Annotated in this window: 14 protein-coding genes; 2 read left to right on the top strand and 12 right to left on the bottom strand. The window is 67.5% G+C overall.

The window, feature by feature from the left end:
* Positions 1-172 precede the first annotated feature (172 nt).
* Genes ABZU25_RS17080 through ABZU25_RS17055 form a run of 6 tightly spaced genes read right to left on the bottom strand, consistent with a single transcriptional unit; the run spans position 173 to position 7,459 of the window.
* The gene (locus ABZU25_RS17080) at positions 173-2,008 is read right to left on the bottom strand and encodes a TraM recognition domain-containing protein (RefSeq protein WP_355030286.1); all 1,836 of its coding nucleotides are present in this window, start codon (positions 2,006-2,008) and stop codon (positions 173-175) included.
* Positions 2,005-3,450, bottom strand: a complete 1,446-nt coding sequence (locus tag ABZU25_RS17075) for a hypothetical protein (protein ID WP_355030285.1) — start codon at positions 3,448-3,450, stop codon at positions 2,005-2,007. Before ABZU25_RS17075 ends, ABZU25_RS17080 begins: the two co-directional genes overlap by 4 nt.
* 21 nt (positions 3,451-3,471) lie before the next feature.
* The gene (locus ABZU25_RS17070; protein ID WP_355030284.1) at positions 3,472-4,962 is read right to left on the bottom strand and encodes an SCO6880 family protein; all 1,491 of its coding nucleotides are present in this window, start codon (positions 4,960-4,962) and stop codon (positions 3,472-3,474) included.
* The gene (locus ABZU25_RS17065) at positions 4,959-6,416 is read right to left on the bottom strand and encodes a hypothetical protein (RefSeq protein WP_355030283.1); all 1,458 of its coding nucleotides are present in this window, start codon (positions 6,414-6,416) and stop codon (positions 4,959-4,961) included. The genes ABZU25_RS17070 and ABZU25_RS17065 overlap by 4 nt, the downstream gene beginning before the upstream one ends.
* A complete protein-coding gene (locus ABZU25_RS17060; protein WP_355030282.1) occupies positions 6,413-7,159 on the bottom strand; it encodes a hypothetical protein in 747 nt (248 codons plus the stop codon). The genes ABZU25_RS17065 and ABZU25_RS17060 overlap by 4 nt, the downstream gene beginning before the upstream one ends.
* A 3-nt stretch (positions 7,160-7,162) precedes the next feature.
* Positions 7,163-7,459 carry a hypothetical protein gene (locus ABZU25_RS17055; RefSeq protein WP_355030281.1) on the bottom strand — a complete coding sequence of 99 codons (297 nt, stop codon included), beginning with the start codon at positions 7,457-7,459 and terminating at the stop codon, positions 7,163-7,165.
* Between the two features lie 160 nt (positions 7,460-7,619).
* On the opposite strand from ABZU25_RS17055, the gene ABZU25_RS17050 reads away from it, so the two are divergent.
* Positions 7,620-8,210 carry a hypothetical protein gene (locus ABZU25_RS17050; protein ID WP_355030280.1) on the top strand — a complete coding sequence of 197 codons (591 nt, stop codon included), beginning with the start codon at positions 7,620-7,622 and terminating at the stop codon, positions 8,208-8,210.
* A complete protein-coding gene (locus ABZU25_RS17045) occupies positions 8,207-9,262 on the top strand; it encodes a C40 family peptidase (protein ID WP_355030279.1) in 1,056 nt (351 codons plus the stop codon). The genes ABZU25_RS17050 and ABZU25_RS17045 overlap by 4 nt, the downstream gene beginning before the upstream one ends.
* Before the next feature lie 132 nt (positions 9,263-9,394).
* Here ABZU25_RS17045 and ABZU25_RS17040 read toward each other — a convergent pair whose 3' ends face one another.
* The 6 genes from ABZU25_RS17040 to ABZU25_RS17015 form a co-directional block, all read right to left on the bottom strand.
* A complete protein-coding gene (locus ABZU25_RS17040) occupies positions 9,395-13,465 on the bottom strand; it encodes a tetratricopeptide repeat protein (RefSeq protein ID WP_355030278.1) in 4,071 nt (1,356 codons plus the stop codon).
* Between the two features lie 323 nt (positions 13,466-13,788).
* Entirely contained in the window at positions 13,789-14,307 is a 519-nt protein-coding gene (locus ABZU25_RS17035; RefSeq protein ID WP_355030325.1) for a hypothetical protein, read from the bottom strand.
* Positions 14,308-14,409: 102 nt separating this feature from the next.
* Positions 14,410-15,690, bottom strand: coding sequence for an MAB_1171c family putative transporter (locus tag ABZU25_RS17030; RefSeq protein WP_355030277.1), 1,281 nt, complete (start codon positions 15,688-15,690; stop codon positions 14,410-14,412).
* A 23-nt stretch (positions 15,691-15,713) separates the two neighbouring features.
* On the bottom strand, positions 15,714-16,223 hold the full coding sequence (locus ABZU25_RS17025; protein ID WP_355030276.1) for a hypothetical protein: 510 nt from the start codon (positions 16,221-16,223) through the stop codon (positions 15,714-15,716).
* A gap of 84 nt (positions 16,224-16,307) precedes the next feature.
* Positions 16,308-16,928, bottom strand: coding sequence for a hypothetical protein (locus tag ABZU25_RS17020; protein ID WP_355030275.1), 621 nt, complete (start codon positions 16,926-16,928; stop codon positions 16,308-16,310).
* A complete protein-coding gene (locus ABZU25_RS17015) occupies positions 16,928-17,377 on the bottom strand; it encodes a hypothetical protein (protein ID WP_355030274.1) in 450 nt (149 codons plus the stop codon). Before ABZU25_RS17015 ends, ABZU25_RS17020 begins: the two co-directional genes overlap by 1 nt.
* Between the last annotated feature and the right edge of the window lie 167 nt (positions 17,378-17,544).

Here is a 17,544-nt window from a genome sequence, read left to right as displayed (position 1 = left end):
TGCCGGGTCGGCACCGGCGCTGAACGCGGCCGCCAGCAGCGGGCCGGGAAATCGAGGCTGTCGGAGCAGGTGCCACGCCCGATCCACCGCCGTACGGCCCGCCGGGTCGGCGTCAAATGCCGCGACCAGGCCCTGCGCGGCGGCGGGTACCGGGGATGTCAGTTGGCTAGCTTCAGCCGGCCCGTCCCCGCCAGGAGCGCTGCGCCATTCGGTCGCGTCGGGCGGCGCGGGCGCGTTGCGCCTGACGGGTCATCTCAGCGGTGGATGCGACGACGGCCGTGGTCAGCCGATCGGCGCTCGGCTCGTCGTACCAGGGCAGCAGGTTGAGCATGGCCACCTTCACGCCGGTGGCGAACAACAACGCCGAGCCCTTCGGCAGCGCCCGGATCCGCGCCGGATCGAGGATCCGCTGCCGACGCACCGACGTCTGGTACGAGGTGTGGCCCTTCCTGTCCCGGGTGCGGGAGGCAACGGTTACGTCGTGCTCGCCAACGAGCCGGGACAGGTCCTCGGCGAACCGCGCGTCGTCGATGCCCGCGCCGACCAGTTTGACGGTGGCGGCCGACCAGAGCGCGTCCATCCCCCGCTCACCCCACACCCTGGTCCCTTGCCGATAGGACTGCAGGATGGTCAGCGGGATGATGCCGCGGCTGCCGAGGTGGCTGTAAAGCTCCGGCAGGTCCGCGATCTTGCAGATGTTCGCGGCCTCGTCCAGGCACGCGACCAGGGGCGGATCGAGTCGGCCGCCGTGCGCCTCGGCCAGCGTCACCGCGGCACGCAGCACCTGGTCGGTCAGACCAGCGACGAGCGGTGCCGCCGCTCCAGCGCCGTCCTTCGACAGGAGATAAAGGGTGTCGGTGCTCTCGACGAACGCTTCGACGTCTAGTGCCTGGAGGGGCAGGTCCGGTGGGGTTACCCAGGCCATGATGGTCGGGTTGGCCAGGCACGACGCAGCGGTCCGGGCCGTCTCGTAGAGCCCTTCGCGGGTTTCCGGTGCGCCGGCCTGCCGGCCGGACATCGCCCGCGCGGAAGCGCCGAACCCATGGCTCTTGAGGATCGTTGCAGGCTCCCGAGAGGTGGAGTCCGACAACCATGCCTGCACCGACGTCAGCGTGCGGCCCTCCAGCGCGGCAGCCAGGATCAGCGACGTGAGCAGGTCCAGCGCACCCTGGATCCAGAAGTCATCGCTGCCTTGGGAGTTGCGGACCTGCTGGACGAAGTGGTTGGCCAACCGGTGGGCATCCTCAACGTCCTCCACTGCGGCGAGCGGGTTCCACCACCAGCCCTGGGGCACGTGGGCGATGGACTGCGGGTCGAACACCCAGACGGTGCCGTGCTCCGAGCGGACGGCTGCTGTCGTAGCCCACAGATCGGGCTTGTTACTGGTGGCGAGGGCCGCCCCCGGCGCGCCGAGGATGGACTGCACGGCCAGGGCGGTGGTCTTTCCGGCGCGGGGCGCCATCACCGCGAGGATGACGTCCTCCCAGGAGGAGTAAAGCCGAGGACCTGAGCCGCGCCGCCGCCGATGCGCACCGAGCACGACCCCAGCGGACTCGGCGGAGATCTCCTTCACCGCCGCATTCGCCAGGCCATGCCGTAGACGCCGCGTCTTGGCGGCCACCGCGGGCAGCGTCATCGCCCGCACCTCGGCCGGGCCGGCCAGCGCCGGCAGTGGGTCTTCGGCGTCGGGCCTGCGCCCCTGCCACCAGACCGCCGCGAGGGTGACCAGGCCGACCAGCATCAGCAGCAGAACCGCGTAGACCAGACCGACAACGGTGGGGGACACCCCGGGCCACAACAGTGACCATTTGGTACGCAGCAGGTGATCCAGGTACGCCGATCCGAAGCCGGGCCCACTGGCTCGCCGCCCGGTTGCAGCAGCGGCGATCCGCCCGGCCAGCCAGGACAGCCACGTCAGGGCGATGACCGCCCACGCCAGCCCCAGCATCAGGAACGGGGTGAGCGGACCTCCGGCACTGCCGCGCGGCTCGACCGGCCGGGTGTTCATGGTTGCACCTGTCGGATCGCGGCATCGGTGTCGTAGAGCTCCCACTCGTCGCCGACGAGAGTCAGCGCCACCGGCAGCCCGTTGCGTTCACCGGTCTTGATCAGATACTTGCCCCGGCCGGGATGCACCGACCCGGCGAACCACGCCTCCGGCGCAGCCCAGGACGCCACCAGTTCCCGCTCGGGCGCGGACAGCTTGATCACCTCGTTGACCCGGTTCAGTTCACGTGGCGGCAGCCCGGCGAGGATTTTGATGGCGGACCGTTCGATGAAGCCCTGCGCCTTGGCCCGATCCTCTGGCGTGGGCAGGGCGTCAAGGTCGGCGAGGGAGTGGGTGACCATCACGCTGGCCATCCCCCGTTGCCGGTTGAGCCGGGTGAGCGCGTCGGCGTGCTCGACGAGGCCGGATGCCCCGCGCAGGGCTCGCCACAGCTCGTCCATCACGCCGAGGTACTGCCGGCGTGGCGCGAGGCCCTGGTCGGCCAGCACCGAAGCGGCGTCGACCATGCCGAAGCCGTACGCCCAGGTGCACAGCATCGCGGCCGCTACCAGTTGGTCACCGGCAGCGGCAACCTGGGAAATGTCAACGCTGACAGCCGGGGCATCCAGGTCCAGCGGCTTGGTCGTCGGGCCGTCGAACACCCCGCGCAGGCTGCCCTCGCACAGCAGCGCCAAGGTAGGCACCAGCTGGTCGACACGGCGGCGGTACTCGCCGTCGGTCCGGGCCCGGGCGGCGGTGAGCAGCTCGTCGGCGCCGGCTTCGACCAGGCTCAGCACGTCGGGCACCGTGGGGTCGTGGTCCAGGCGTTCGGCGAGTACGTCGATCGCCCGTCCGAGGACGATCTCCTCGGTGTTGTTCAGCGCCCGCCCGCGCACCAGGGCGCACAGCGCCAGCAGCAGGGACATGCGGCGGCCCCGGATTTCGAGGCGCAGTTGCCGGGCGTCGGCGCTGCCCATGCGGGCGAGTGCACTACCGAGCGGGCCGGAGTCCAGTGGGTTGAGCCGGTCGAGGCCGCGGCCGACCCGGATGACCTGCCCCCCGAGGTGCTCGACGAGTCGGGTGTAGTCGGGTTTGGTGTCGCCGAGGATCAGGGCGCTGGTGCCGAACCCGGTCATGCCGGTGATGAGCCGCTTGACCACCGTGGATTTGCCGACGCCGGGTTGGCCGAGGACGAACACACCGGGGTTGGTGATGAGGCCTTCGCGGAGCCACTCGAGAGGGTCAAGACAGACGACCTCGCCCCACAGCATGTGCCGCCCGATCGGTACGCCGATCGTGGGTGCTCCGGAGCCGGCGACGAAGGGGAACAGGCCGCAGAGCTGAACGGTGGTGCCCTGGTACTCCATGCCGGGGGAGATGTGGCTGGCTCGGCCGGCGCCGGGTGTCCGTACACCCCATGCTGGCGCCGGCGCGGCCGTACTTACGGCGGCGGTGCTCTTCATTGATTGCTCCTGCTCTTGAAGTCAGCGGGGCCAGTGGCGGGCCAGCTGCGGCGGGCATACGCCGCAGGGCAGGGTGGTGGCGAAGCCGGCGGCCTGGCTGGCGCGCAGCTGCCGCAGCCGGATCTTGGCGACGTCGGCGCGGGACTCGACGTCGGCGATGGCCCGGCCTAGGTCGTCGGCGCAGACGACGGTGGTGGTGACGAACAGCGACATCAGACCCACCCCAGACCCGGTCGCCTCTTCCCGCGCGGTCTGCAAGGCCCGATCCCGATCGGCGTGGTCGCGAGCGGACTCGTCGCGTTTCTGCGCCCGGTTGTACGCCGCCCGGAACGCTGCGGCGTTGACCTCGCTCTCCACGATCCGAGCGGCCTCCCCAGCGGGGAAAGGCCGGTACAGCAGCGAAACCCGCTTCGGGTACGGGCCAGGAGCTAGCAGCCGGGCGAGGACGTCGGCGTGCACGTGCTGACGTGGTGCCTCGTGCCATGCCCACGAGACCGAGGTGCCGGAGTCGTGCACGTACCGGTCGAGGTGCTCCTCGGCCATCACCGGTCCGGCGGTGTCCCAGTCCAACCACCGGCTCAGATCAAGACCCGGAGTCGCCGCCAGCCGGGCCATGTCACCTCGGCTGGCCGGGTCGAACGCCGTCCGCACGATGGCCGAGATGGTCTCCGCGCTGGCTCGGCCGAGGACGGTCAGTCCGCAGCTGCCCAGCGAGTCCTGCAGACCCGGCAAGGCCCGGCTGATCTCCTCCAGAGCCTCGTCGACGTTCTTGGGTTTGCTGGGGGAGGCACCGGGCTTGAAGGTCACCGACACCCGGGTCTCCACGTCGGCGGCGGCTGCCGGGGACACCTCCACCAGCCGTTGCAGCACCCGCCGGGCGGAAGCCGGACCGTGCGGGACGATCCGTCGGCTGACGTGATCGGCCAACCGGGAACCCGGATCCGGCGCGGTGTCCACGGTGACTGTGACGTGGTCGACGATCGGCAGGTAGCCCAGGTTCGCCAACCAGCCGCCCCAGTTGGCCACCCACGCCGCGCTCGCGTCGGGATCGGCCAGCCAGGTCGAGGTGGCCGCGCAGCGAAGCGTCACCGTCATGGTGTCCAACCGGCGGTTATAGACCACCCCGTACCGGCCGCTGCCCTCGTCCTCGACGGTCAGCAGGGTGGTCGGGGCGAGCACACCCGGAAGCTGCCAGGCGTGTTCGCCGGCCACCATCACCCCGGAGCGGTACGAGGTGTAGCCGCGGCTGGTGCCGATCAGCCATCGCACTCGCTGTGCGATTCCGGCTGACAGCGGCACCCCGTCCCACCGCAGGACCAGTAGAACCACGAGCAGCACACAGGGACCGGCGGCAACGGCCAGCGCCCGCAGTCCCATCGATCCGGAGATGATCAGCGTGGTGATCGCCGCGAGAACGACGAAGGTCTGCGTCGGCCCGAGGCCGAACAGCCCCATGCCCCGCGCCCGCCGCCAACCTCCGTAGGTACGAATCTGCGCCTGGTCGCTGCTCATGACGGCGTACTCCCGTCCCGCATCGCGGAGCTGGCCGTGTTCGCGCCCGCCTTCGCTGCCGCGGCCCCGGCCTGCGCGGCCAGGACGGTACCGATGACCACCGGTGCCGCCGGCCCGGCCGCAGCTCCCGCCGCCCCGGCCGCCGCGGTGCCACCGCCAGCCGCCGCGCCACCCGAGGCCGCGGCGCTGCCACCGGCAGACGCGGTAGCACCGGTACCGGCGGGCACGGTGGCCGTGGGTGTTACCGGACCCGGCATGCCGCCAGCAGTGGCGCTACCGCTGATCACCGTCGGAGCGCCACCGGTCGTACCCCCACCGAATCCGCTCGTGGGCGAGGACGCGGCCGGAGTCGGCATGGCCCCGGTGGGGCCGTTGCCGCCGCCGTTACCAGGACCCCTCGAGTCCATATAGCGGGCGTGGTCGCCGGCACTGTGACCGCCGGCCGCTCCGCGTATCGAGGAGGCGGCGTGCAGGCCCGCGGCAGCGCCGGCGCCGGCCATGCCGAGGCCTCCGCCCCCGGAGGCGACGCCGCCGGTGAAGACCGTGAAGAACTTCATCAGCGCGGGTAGGGCGATCACCGACAGGGCCAGCATGCCGAGACCCATCAGCCAGTCCCGACCGTTGCCGCGCATCATCACGAACGAGGTGGCATACACGGACACCGCCGCTGGCTTATACAGCGCGAGCGCCATCGACCAGCCGAGAGTTTTGTGCAGCCACTGACTGGTGCCTCGGGTGATGGAGCCCGCCGCTGCCAGCTGAAGCAGTCCGGCCAGGATGACCACGGCGCCTTCGCGGAAGACCATCAGGATGGTCTGCACCACGGCCGCGAGGATGACGACGACACCGACGAGGATCATTACGAACGGGGCCACCTCGGTGCCAGGAAGCAGCAGGGCCCCGAGCGCGGCGCTCATCGCCTCGTTGGGTGGCTCGTTGGACTCCTTGAAGATCGCCTCGTTCAGCAACCACGTCGAGTAGCTGTCCCCGGCCTTGAGGACCAGGTGGGTGCCGGCAACGCCGACGCTGCCCCAGAGGGCGGTGTTCCAGACTCCGCGGACCGCCTGCAGAAGCGGCGCACCCTTGCGGCTGATGACGACGGTGATGCCCTGCCACACCAATCCACCCACCAAGACCAGGATCGTGATCGGCAGCATGAACCCACGCAGCTGCTGCGCAGGCCCAGCAGCACCGTTGCACTGGGCCACCCAGTCGGTAGCCCACTGACCCGGGTCAGATCCGCTAGTCGGGCACAGGTCGTTCGACGGGATGAGCGTCCAGCTGGTCAGCAGGCCGGCGACCCACTGAATGGCGTCCTTCGTCGCGTCGGCCAACCCATCGAGGAGCGCGTCGACCATTGAATCCCGGACGGCACCCGGGGCTTGAACGCCATCGACGATGACGCCGGCGCAGGTCGCGGGCATGAAGGGGTTGCAGAAAGGCACGACGATCACCCGCCTGCGCTGAAGGGAAGGAACATGGCGGTGTACGGATCCAAGACGACGGTCACGGCCTGGTCGAACGTCCCGCCGGCGGGTGCCAGCAGCGCCCAGTCCGAACCCGTCCAGCGCATATGCACCTCGGTGCTGACCATCAGCGACCTACCCGAGCCGTCTGGTGCCTCGGTCAGCAAGCGAAGGACGACCTCGTCTTCGGTGTAGTTGACGATCCGGTAGCCGAGCAGAGTCGCATTCAGGCGTCCGACGGGCTGCCCATCCGCCACGCTCGTCTGGCCGCGCAGCTCGTCGTACGCCTGCCTGACCTGAACCCGCATCGCGGCCGCGTCGGCTCCGACGATCTGAGTACGCAGTGCGGGCTCGAAAACAGCCGGACCGACCTGCGGGTTCACGCGCACGACGATGTGTACGGCGGCCAGCACGGCACCACCAAGGTCGTGTGCAAATCCCCGAGCCTGGCCCTCACTAGAGACGCGAGGACCGGACTGTCGCGACACAGGCATCGAGACTCCCGCGACGTCAACCCAATCCAGGTCACGAGGCAGAACTGCCTGCCCGTTGGCGGTGGTCTCGGGACGGACCAGCACCGGTCTCAAGGTCGAGGAAGCAGGACGATCCGAGTCCGCGTCGAACGCCATTGCCACGGCCGCAGCGCCGAGCACCGCCGCAGTGGCCAGACAGAGGGCGGTAACCCGGCGACGCGTGGTGCGGTGGGCGCGAGTGATGACGTCGTAGGTCATGACTCAGCCCGGCAGAACTGCGCCGACGACCACGGCCCCAACCGCGCCGCACGTGAGCCCGGCCAGCACCCACGGGATACCAGCCGCGCCGTCGGCCGCGAACGCCGACCGGTTCCGGCGACCGACGGCCATCATGATCCCGCAATAAAGCATGCCGCCAACGCCAACGACCTTGAGGACCCATTTCATCCAGCCGATGAACAGATTCCCTGTGGCCTCGAGGCCGGGTGGGGCGGCGGGCGGGGGAGTAGGGACTGCCAGGGCGTCGAGCGCAGCCCCAGCGAGGTAGTGAGCAAACACAGCAGTCTCCCGAAGGTCATGATGCCCTCGGTTGGGCATCTGCCCTGGACCTTGGCCGGGTAGGGCTGACGGCAGACTTGACCCTGGGATTGCTGCCACCGTTACCGTCGCTACCAGCCCCGACTGGCAGCGGTAACGGCCTACGCGCTTCGGCACCGTCGTGACCATGAACGCGCGAACTCAAGCAGTCGCGGCACTTGTCCTGACGCTGTCCGTTACCGGCTGTTCCGGCGGCGGACGGCCGGCGCCGACCGCGCCGAGCACAACCAGGGCCGCGTCCGCCCCCAATTCGGCTGGCGTCGTTGCCCCGGTGCCGCCGCCTTCGCAGGCCGGGTTCGCGTACCTGGACCCCGGCGAGGTGTGCACCCGATTCACCGCGGCTCTCTACAGCGCCGACACGCGGCGGGATGGTGGACCGGACGACGCCTACAAGCGCGCGGTCCAGTTTGGCAGCGGCACACTGGCCGCACAGAGTCCGGCTGCCAGGCGGGACGGTCGGTGGGCAACCTGGGCCGAACACCGGGCGTACGTCGACACCGCCGTGGAACCCTTCGTCGACGCATTGCAACCAGCAGATACGGCGATCTCCGCACGGCGCACGGTCCGGGTGACCGCAACGCCCCTCAGTGAAGACGGCTGGCGCGGCTGGACTGAGTACAGCCTGCTCGACTGCACCCTGCGCCGTGGCGGCCCGGACGGATCCGGCTGGCGGGTCGCCGGATACGAGATCCGCCAGGCAGGTCTGCGATGAGCAAGCCGTGGCCATTCATCGCGGGAGGGCTCGCTGTTGTGGTCCTGGCACCGCTTGCGCTGATCGTGTTCGTTGCCCTCGCAATGCTCCCATTGAGCCCAGCGACGGGCTGCACCATCAGCCCGCTGACCGTTTCGCCTGGCGCTTCGGCTGCGCCGCCGGAGTGGCCCGGTCAGGGCTCCTGGACCTCCGAGCAGGTGAGCAACGCGGCCGTCATCGTCTCCGTCGGGGCCGAGCTGCACGTGCCGCGCTACGGCTGGGAGATAGCGTTGGCCACCGCCATGCAGGAGTCCACGCTGCGCAACCTCGGCCACCTCGGCGCGGACAACGACCATGACTCGCTCGGGCTGTTTCAACAACGACCCAGCCAGGGCTGGGGCACCTCCGAGCAGATCCTTGACCCCCGCTACGCCGCCCGGATGTTTTACGAGCGCCTGGTCAAGGTCGATGGCTGGCATGCCATGCAGCTCACCCGAGCCGCGCAGGCCGTGCAGCGGTCGGCGTTCCCCGACGCGTACGCCAGGTGGCAGCCCGAGGCGCAGCAGTTGGTCGCTCTCATCAGCGATGGCATGAACATCGTCTGCACCAGTGACGGCGGAGACGGGCTGCCGTCCCTAGACAACGCTGGACTGCCAGACGGCTTCCTGCTGCCGTCGGACCCGCAGCTACGAGCAGTCGTCGCCTTCGCCCTGGGCCAACTCGGCAAGCCCTACGTCTGGGGTGCCGAAGGGCCGGACAGCTACGACTGCTCCGGCCTGATGATGGCAGCCTGGGCCAAAGGCGGCGTGCAGATCCCCCGGGTCACCGCCGACCAGGTCCACACCGGCGCCGCCGTCCCATCCCTGGTAGCGATACGACCTGGGGACCTGATCTTCATCCCCGGTTCGGACGGCACGATGACCCGGCCTGGCCACGTCGGGATGTACATCGGTGTTGATCGGAGCGGACGGCAGTACCTCATTCAGGCACCCAAGACTGGTGACGTCGTAAAGGTCGTCGCAGTCAGCAACTGGAGCCGGCAAGTTGCTGCCATCCGTAGGCCGACGCCGTGACAAGTTCCGCAGCTGTGCTCGGTCGGATGATTTGCTGCGCTGACGGGGACAGGCTAGGCGTTCCAGCGGCGCCTATGGTCAAAGCCGATCCGCATCTGCCGATGGTAGTGCTTTCGTTTCGGCTTGGTGTGGTCAATCTTGCTGGCCGCCCCCGTGACGCTCGCTGGTTTGAGTAATCAGGCCGCGAATTCCCTGGACGATCTCGGTAGCCTCGATCTTTTCGGCGGCAGCCAAGCTTTCTTGGAGAACCAGCATCGCACGTTCACGCATTCCAATAGCTAGCAAGACTTGCCCTAGGACGCTACCTACAACCGCGATGCCGTCGGGTCGCCCGAGCTGCCGAAGGGCTTGAAATGACTCAACGAGATGCGGAAGTGCGGCCTGGTGGTTCTCTTGCACCAAATTAATCTGGGCGAGCCCCCACTTGGCAGCAGCTATTCCGTCGAGGTGGCCCATAGACTCGTGCGCGCGTAACCGCTTCGTCTGCAGCGCGACAGCTTCGTCGTAGTCGCCGCGCTGGTAGAGGATGTCGGCGATTTGGCCCCAGGTGACTGCAGTCGAGCGGGTGTCACCGAGGCGGTCGTAGACGGGCAACTCGACTTCGCGGCGGATGCGGAGGGCTTCGTCGTAGTCGCCGCGCTGATGGAGGATGTCGGCGGTCTTGCCCCAGGTGATCGCAGCCGAGCGGGTGTCACCGAGGCGGTCGTAGACCGGCAGTGTTTCCTCGTTGTGGATGCGGAGGGCTTCGTCGTAGTCGCCGCGCTGATGGAGGATGTCGGCGATCCTGCCCCAAGCGACCGCAGCCGAGCGGGTGTCACCGAGGCGGTCGTAGACCGGCAGTGTTTCCTCGTTGTGGATGCGGAGGGCTTCGTCGTAGTCGCCGCGCTGGTGCAGGATGTCGGCGATCTTGCCCCAGGTGACTGCAGTCGAGCGGGTGTCACCGAGGCGGTCGTAGACCGGAAGCTCGACTTCGTTGTGGATGCGGAGGGCTTCGTCGTAGTCGCCGCGCTGGTAGAGGATGTCGGCGATTTGGCCCCAGGTGACTGCAGTCGAGCGGGTGTCACCGAGGCGGTCGTAGACGGGCAACTCGACTTCGCGGCGGATGCGGAGGGCTTCGTCGTAGTCGCCGCGCTGGTAGAGGATGTCGGCGATCCTGCCCCAGGTGATCGCAGCCGAGCGGGTGTCACCGAGGCGGTCGTAGACCGGCAGTGTTTCCTCGTTGTGGATGCGGAGGGCTTCGTCGTAGTCGCCGCGCTGGCGCAGGATGTCGGCGATCTTGCCCCAGGTGACCGCAGCCGAGCGGGTGTCACCGAGGCGGTCGTACACCGGAAGCTCGACTTCGCGGCGGATGTGGAGGGCTTCGTCGTACTCACCGCGTTGGAAATGGATGTCCGCGAGGGTTCCTCGGCAGGTGGCGGCTTCCCGTTCGGATCCTGCGGCGGTGAACAGCTGGTGGGCTTGCTGGAGAAGCTGTTCGGCATGGCGCAATTCGCCGCGGCCGATCAGGTAGGTCGCATGTTCGGCCGTGACGCGTGCGCGGTCGATGGTCTGCAGGGAGTCATCGGTCTGGGCCTGTTGTACGGCTCGGGTGAAGAGTTGGCCGGCAGTGTTACCGTCCCCGCTGGTTGTCGCGGCGTCGGCGACCCGCCGGATGAGCGGGAGGGGTACCGGGTGCTGGTGACGGTCGAGTAGAGCGATGGCCTCCTGGCCGAGCCGGAATGCGTCGGTGGCTGGCCCGGAACGTAGCGCCTGCACGGCGTCGGCGGCGCAGGTGGCGGTGACTTGTGGGTTGCCGGCGTGCAGGGCAACCCGGGTCAGTTGCAGGTCCAACTCCAGGTCGCGGTGATTCTGCGCGGCGGTGCCACCCCAGGCCGAGAACAGCGGCTCCGTGATCAGGCCGGCAAGGTTGGCGATCTCGGCGGCGTCGAGCGGGTCGAGGCGTCCTGCAGCCAGTGCGTTGGCGGCCAGCGCCGGCTGCTGCGAGTCGTAGCCGTCCGGGAAAACATCGACTAGTCCCAGCCCACGGAGCCGGGCGGTTGACCCCCCGGTGCGCTGGGCCAATGCATCCGCCACCGACACCGGCACCGGCAGGTCGAACAAAGTGAGGTCACGCAGTAACGCACGATGGGCCGGACCAGCCTGGTCGAGTAGCGTGTCGAGCGCCAAGTTTTCCAGAAAGTCGCGTACCTCTGCTTCTGACGGCTGCTCGCCCTGGCGCAGGTATGTCTCCATACCCGCGACTGCTGCCTCGGCACGGTCGATGTCCACGTGGTCGCCGTAGACCAGGCGCAGCCCGATGAGGTCCTGCAGACCTGGGTTACCACGGCTGACCTTCGCCGCCCGCTCGGCGAGCACCGCCCGCTCATCCCGCCGCTGCGGGCTGACCCGCGCTCGTTGCCGATTCAGCAGCTTGCGTTGGGCGACCAATGACAGCGGCCGCAGCGGCACCTGCTCCAGCCGACCCTCCACATCGTCGAGGGTGAACTGGAAGCGGCTGGTCATGATCAGCCGACTGTCGGTGTAGTCAGGGTTGAAGGATCGCAGGACAGCTGCCAGCACCGGCGCCAACCCTGGATCGACCCGATGCAGGCCGTTCGGATCCGATCGCAGGATCTGTTCGAGGTCATCGACGATCAGCAGCAGCGGGCGCTGACCGTCGCCGGGCTGCGCGCACGGCCCGCTCAGCAGGTCGATCAGCAGCTCCTCCAGTGCTTCTGGCCGGTCACGGACGTCCGACCGCCGCCTTGTGATCAGATCGCGGGCGTCCTGGTTGACGCGTACCGCTTCATCTACCACGTCAAGGATCGCGGCCGCGCTGTAGTCGCCGAAGACCACCGCTGGGACCAGATGCGGGCATCGGTCCGCGATCCGCGCCGCCAGACTCGACTTACCGAGCCGGCCCTGTCCGTGCAGCAGTACCCCCGCACGGTCCGGTGAGCGCAGCGCTCGCAGAGCTCGTTGCATCTCGGGGCGGCGCCCAACGAACATTTCCGGTGCGGCAACCGGCACATGGTGCTTGCGGTCAAGGAAGGCCTTGGTTCCGTGCACCGCCGACACCCGCGATCGTCTCCTGGTCCCTGCCACCAACGGTCCCCCACCCAGCGGACCTATCCACAGCCTCGCCAGATGCCAATCCGCACGCAACCGCGGCTCGACGGAGTTCAGCAGCACACGGCGAGCGTCACCGACCGCGACAGCAAGGTCCGCCCGCCTACTCAACTGCTGGTACAACTGCTCGGCGAAGACGATCGCCGCCAGGTCATTCACAGAGCCGTCCCAGCCGAGCACCGCCGGGACACCTGCCGACACCAACGCCGTGGCCATCGAATGCGCCACCGGGACGTCCCCATCGCCGCCGGATCCCGCCCTGCCGCGACGCCCACCGCCCGCCGGCAAATACCCTCCCGCGTCAGCCGCCGTCGCAGTCAGGCAGGCCGACACGAACAACAAGCGGGGCACCGTGGTCATCAACCTAACCAGCTCAGCCGCCGTGGTCGGCAGATCATCACCGACCTCGTCCTCCATCATCAACACCGGCACACCCGGCAGACCAGGCCGCACCGGCCACCTGTTCACCCCGTGACAGGACAGGTGCACCACCGGCATCCCACCCAAGTCCGCCAGGCGTCGCCCCAACTCCTCCGGGTTGCCGGTGTCCTCCACCATCAGATCAACCCGAGTGTCATCAACAGCCTTCAGGATTGCCGCTTCCTCAGCCTCGAAGTCCAGCTCATGCTGCCGACGCGGCGACGACGCCATAAACGCCAAACCCAACCGGAACCCATCAGGCTCCGGCAAAATCCCGGGCACACCGAGCCGCCGCACCACACAGAACCGGATCAATGGGTCCGCCGCCAGGAAACTCCCGCCCGGAGGCGCCAACAACTCAAACGGCGCCCGCAACACCGCCCAGGCCCGATCTGACGGCGACCTCGGCCCCCGAACCTCGAACACCACCGGCGCCGAAGCCTTGTCCAACAACGCCGTCAACTGCCCCTGATCACCATCCAACCAGGACCAAAGCTCCCGGCCCAACCCCACGAAAACCTCGTCAGGTGCTCCGGAGTGAACCGCCCGCACATAGCGAACCCCAAGATCCGCCAACTGCGCCCCATCAGCGTCGGTCAACACCCGCCGAGACCCGATCCGCTCCCCGCCGACCAGAACCTCGAAACCCGAACCATCAACCACTAGACCGGTCACGCCAGTCGCTCCTCACCCAGATCGCCCAGCCATTGAACCTAGCGACCTTGCATTTCAAAGCGAATCCTGAACCGCACTACAGCTCACAACCACCCGATCATCCCACCCTAGTCACCGGAATCGACAGACACCACAATCAACATCCGTCCGGACGGCAACCTCGGACGACTGTCGGCGCCCCACGAACGCGCTACCGGCGGCACGCGGAATTTGCAATGACGGAAGACTGACAGCGCCACCGCAAGGAAACGTCGGGCTCAATCATCCATAGCACTCACAGCCGAACAGCCGTCTGTCGACGGTCTGCAGTGGTCGATCTCGCTTCAGGTCAGGAGGAGAAACGTCGGTACAGCGATGAGGATGCCCGCCACCGCGCCCGCGACAACCTGGCCAATCGTGTGATCGCCCAGCCGCACGCGGGACCACCCCACCAGGACGACGATCGCCAGCGATGGGATCAGCGCCGGCCCGAACACGATGATCAGTACGGACATCGAGCCACAGGCGACCGCAGCGTGTGCGCTGAGCTTCCACACCTGGTTGATCGCGGTGACGATGAGCAGCACGGCGAACATCACCACGACCATGGCGACAAGCGGCCGAGGCGCGCCGGCGAGGACGAGCACGGCGAGACCAACAAGGACGGACAACAGTCCGTAGACCAAAGGCATGCGGCGCTGCTCGCGTACGCCGATGTGGTGGTCTGTGAGTCGTCCTCGCCGTACTCCGACCCAGATGACGGCGTACGGGACGGCGGAGCAGAACAGTATGGCGAGCAGTGCCCAGCCGAGGCCGGTCACTACGGCGGGGGCGGTGCTGTGTAGGGCGATGATCAGCGGCATCAGGGCCGCGAAGACTGCCGGCGCAAATGCTTCGGTGACGACCCGTGCCACTCGGGAGGTGCTGTTGGCAGGCAGGTCAACGAGTGCGGACACGATGAGGTTCTACCTCTCGGACGACTGCGGAGTAAGAGGCAACGTTTCGGATCTGGCTTGCGAGATGATTATCTCGGCCATTGGGGATGCGATCGCTCGGGCTACCTGGGCGAGCCACGTCACCTGGTCCGCGGCATCGAGGTCACCAGCGGCCGAGTCACGGGGCGGGCCCAGCGGCAGGGTGAGTGCTTCGGTGGCCTCACTGGAGGGGGGTGCGCCATTGAGCCGGGACGCCAGTGCCGCACCGATGACGACGGCTTCGACCATGGCGGTCTGCTGCTCACCGAGGAGGCCGCCTTCCCTAGCAGCGGTCTGCGCCTGCCTGAGGACTGCCGTCGACATCCACGGCCTCAGGGTGGCGTAGCCGTCGAGAATCTCCACGGTGATCCTGACCCGTCGCAGGGAAGCGTCCCGGGCGATCGATAGAGCGCCGCGCACACCAGACGGCGGCGGGAGTAGCGCGATCTCAGGCAGCACGGCATGGATCCGCGTCCACAACGGGTACAGCCGGTAGTAGTCCCGGAACGCTGCGGTCCCTACCCAAAGCCGTTCCAGGCCGACGCGAGGACCCCAGGACGGAATTGTGGACCCGATCAGGACCAGCAGGATCGACGTGCTGAACGTCAGTACCACCACCGCGTCCGTGATCAGAGCAAAGTCTGGGGACCTGTTTCCCAAGGCGACGGCCACGAGCTTGGCGGCCACGTATGCGAGCCCCCACAGCGAGCCAACCGTGATCATCCGGAGGCCGAAGCGCAACAACGGCCGATGGGCGATGCCGGCGTAACGGTTCGCCAAGACCACTACTTGCGTCAGTGACCAGCCCAGGTACGCCAGGTACACGAACAGATATGCCAGGTACACGAAATGAAATGGAGGGTGGAAAGGCTCGCCGTAGTACTCGGCGGCGCGAACGCGCGGGTCGGAGCGACTACCGTCCGAGAGCGTCACGACAAACATCATGATCATGACAGTGATGGTGAGCGCCAGAGCGATGGTCCGCCGCCGCACCCGCCGCCGGGTGCTGACGTCGCGACTGGTCATGTAGAGAAGGAATGCTTGCGCCGCTGTGGCGCACACCAGCGACAGGCAGTTGGACATCAGTCGGGTGACATCCGGAGTCCCAAACAGCTGGTCGATCTTTGGCATGAGCGGCTGAAGGGTCATCGAGATGGTGATCGCGATCAGGGCAAGGCACAGCGCGCGAAGAGGGCGGTTGCCTCGATCCCGCGCCAGGTCGCGCAACTTGTAGAGGCTCATGCCCCAGCAGATGAGCGTCACGACGATCATGAGGCCTCGAGCGAGGCTCACCATCAGGCCGCCCGGCCTTCCAGCGTTGCCACCAGCCTGGCGGAGATTCGAGGATCAGCTGGCGCGGAGGTCGGAATCGTGGACCACGACTCGGCGCGTTGCACGGCGACCGTCCCGAAGACTTCTGCCCGGCGCTCGATCGGCTCGTCATACGCCAGACGCGCCAGTGCAATCTCGGGTACGGATGGATCCACCGACGGCATGAGCATGGCCGCGAGGCATTCAAGATCATTCGGGACGGCGACGTCATCGAACATCATGTGCCCGTATTCGTGGCCGATGATGAGGCTCTGGCGCACTTTGCCAGCATTGGCGTCGTAGAAGACATAGTCGGCGAGCTCGCCGGCTACCCAGAGGCCGTGGGGGGCAAGGGCTGGCAGATGCCGGGGCATGAGGTGAACCTGGCGTCCACGGCGATGTTCGATCCGGTCGTGAAGTTGAGCGAAGGTGAAGGTCGAAGGCAGCTTGAGTGCGGCGAGGAGCTGCGCTGCCTGCTGTCGCAGGTGGCTCACGCTGCTATCGGTATGACGTTGCATCGAGTTCCCTGTTCATCAGGCTTCGGCATGGTCTGGTCCCGTGGCGAGATCGCAGCGGCCTCACCGCTCTGCCCTGCCCGGGTGGTACTCGAGAACGGAGGAGAGCTGTTCCAGCAACAGTGTCTGAGATCCCGAAGGCGGCTTCGGTGCCACCCAACCATTCGCCAGTTGCAGCACCCGGCTGGCGAACACCTCGGCCTGGTGTTCCTCGCGATGTGTGTAGACGACGCGCTTGAGACCTCGCCGCAGGTTGGCCATGTCAGCTGCGTGAAGCGCCTTCTTGATATCGCGGCCGACGGCGGGACTACCGACGTGAGCAAAGACCATGTGGCCGATGCCGTGCAGGACGAGATGGTCCCGGTGGAGGAGAGGGAGATCCGATCCAATCAGGATGTGATCCGTCGTCGCGCCGCGACACCACATGGCGCGAGCCTCTGCCTGGCGCGTCCGGACAGCCCTCACCACCAGCGGTCGGCCTCGGGCACGCTGCAATGCGGCGCAGAACTCGCCCACCGTGAAGGTCGCTGGCATGGAAAGGCTGTGCAGGACCTCATCGCATCGGCGAATCTGCCGCTCGTTCCACGCTGTGGTCTGGTCGTCGTACCACCACCAGCTTTGTAACCGTACGCAGCCGGCGGTGACCGGCGATCGGTGGCTTGATTGTTTGAAGACGTCTGCCATCAGCGGCGCTGCCGTTCGGTGCTTCCTAGCCGGCCACGGGCGGCAGCCTCCAGTCGCTGCACCTGCTCGATCATGGCGACAACTGCCGCATGGCCCTCAGGCGATAACCGTGCGTCTATCAGACGCATAGCTACTTGCTTGATATGCGGATCGGTCAGAGCCTGGGCGAGCCTGTGCTCATGTTGATCCTCGGACGTCTCAGCGAAGAAGGCGGGCGGCTGCCCGAAGAAGGCCGCAATGGCGTCGACGATCGAACGCCGTGGGTCAGGCGATCGACCCTGGCGGAGGTTGCTCAGGTGGGTGTGGGAGATCTTGCAACCCCGCCGAGTTAATTCGGTCGCGACGTAACGGATGCTGTAGGGCTTCCCGGCAGGGTCCGTGACATGGAGAAATAGCCAGTCGAGCCGTTCGGCGAACGTCTCGCCGGCTGAATCGTCGGCCTCGACCATCGGGACTCCTCGCGAGTTGGAACACAAGGTTTACACGATAGTCCTTGATGGAATCAAGCATTGACACGGCTACACACTGTATGCGTAACATTACGAGCCTCTGGCAGCGGGTGTGGCCAACGGGGCTGCAGTGTCATTGCCCGCTGCCAGAGTGCTCCCGGTTGGCG

It is taken from the genome of Micromonospora sp. NPDC005215, assembly GCF_040607915.1.
GTDB lineage: Bacteria > Actinomycetota > Actinomycetes > Mycobacteriales > Micromonosporaceae > Micromonospora.
The sequence above is the reverse complement of the archived record's forward strand: the minus strand, read 5'-3'. Positions and strand labels throughout refer to the sequence as shown.

Excerpts from the sequence above, each read along its gene's own strand:
- ABZU25_RS17020 (WP_355030275.1), bottom strand. The coding sequence starts at position 16,928 with ATGGCAGACGTCTTCAAACAATCAAGCCACCGATCGCCGGTCACCGCC.
- ABZU25_RS17060 (WP_355030282.1), bottom strand. The coding sequence starts at position 7,159 with ATGACCTACGACGTCATCACTCGCGCCCACCGCACCACGCGTCGCCGG.
- ABZU25_RS17080 (WP_355030286.1), bottom strand. The coding sequence starts at position 2,008 with ATGAACACCCGGCCGGTCGAGCCGCGCGGCAGTGCCGGAGGTCCGCTC.
- ABZU25_RS17075 (WP_355030285.1), bottom strand. The coding sequence starts at position 3,450 with ATGAAGAGCACCGCCGCCGTAAGTACGGCCGCGCCGGCGCCAGCATGG.
- ABZU25_RS17070 (WP_355030284.1), bottom strand. The coding sequence starts at position 4,962 with ATGAGCAGCGACCAGGCGCAGATTCGTACCTACGGAGGTTGGCGGCGG.
- ABZU25_RS17045 (WP_355030279.1), top strand. The coding sequence starts at position 8,207 with ATGAGCAAGCCGTGGCCATTCATCGCGGGAGGGCTCGCTGTTGTGGTC.
- ABZU25_RS17030 (WP_355030277.1), bottom strand. The coding sequence starts at position 15,690 with ATGATCGTCGTGACGCTCATCTGCTGGGGCATGAGCCTCTACAAGTTG.
- ABZU25_RS17015 (WP_355030274.1), bottom strand. The coding sequence starts at position 17,377 with ATGGTCGAGGCCGACGATTCAGCCGGCGAGACGTTCGCCGAACGGCTC.
- ABZU25_RS17035 (WP_355030325.1), bottom strand. The coding sequence starts at position 14,307 with ATGCCGCTGATCATCGCCCTACACAGCACCGCCCCCGCCGTAGTGACC.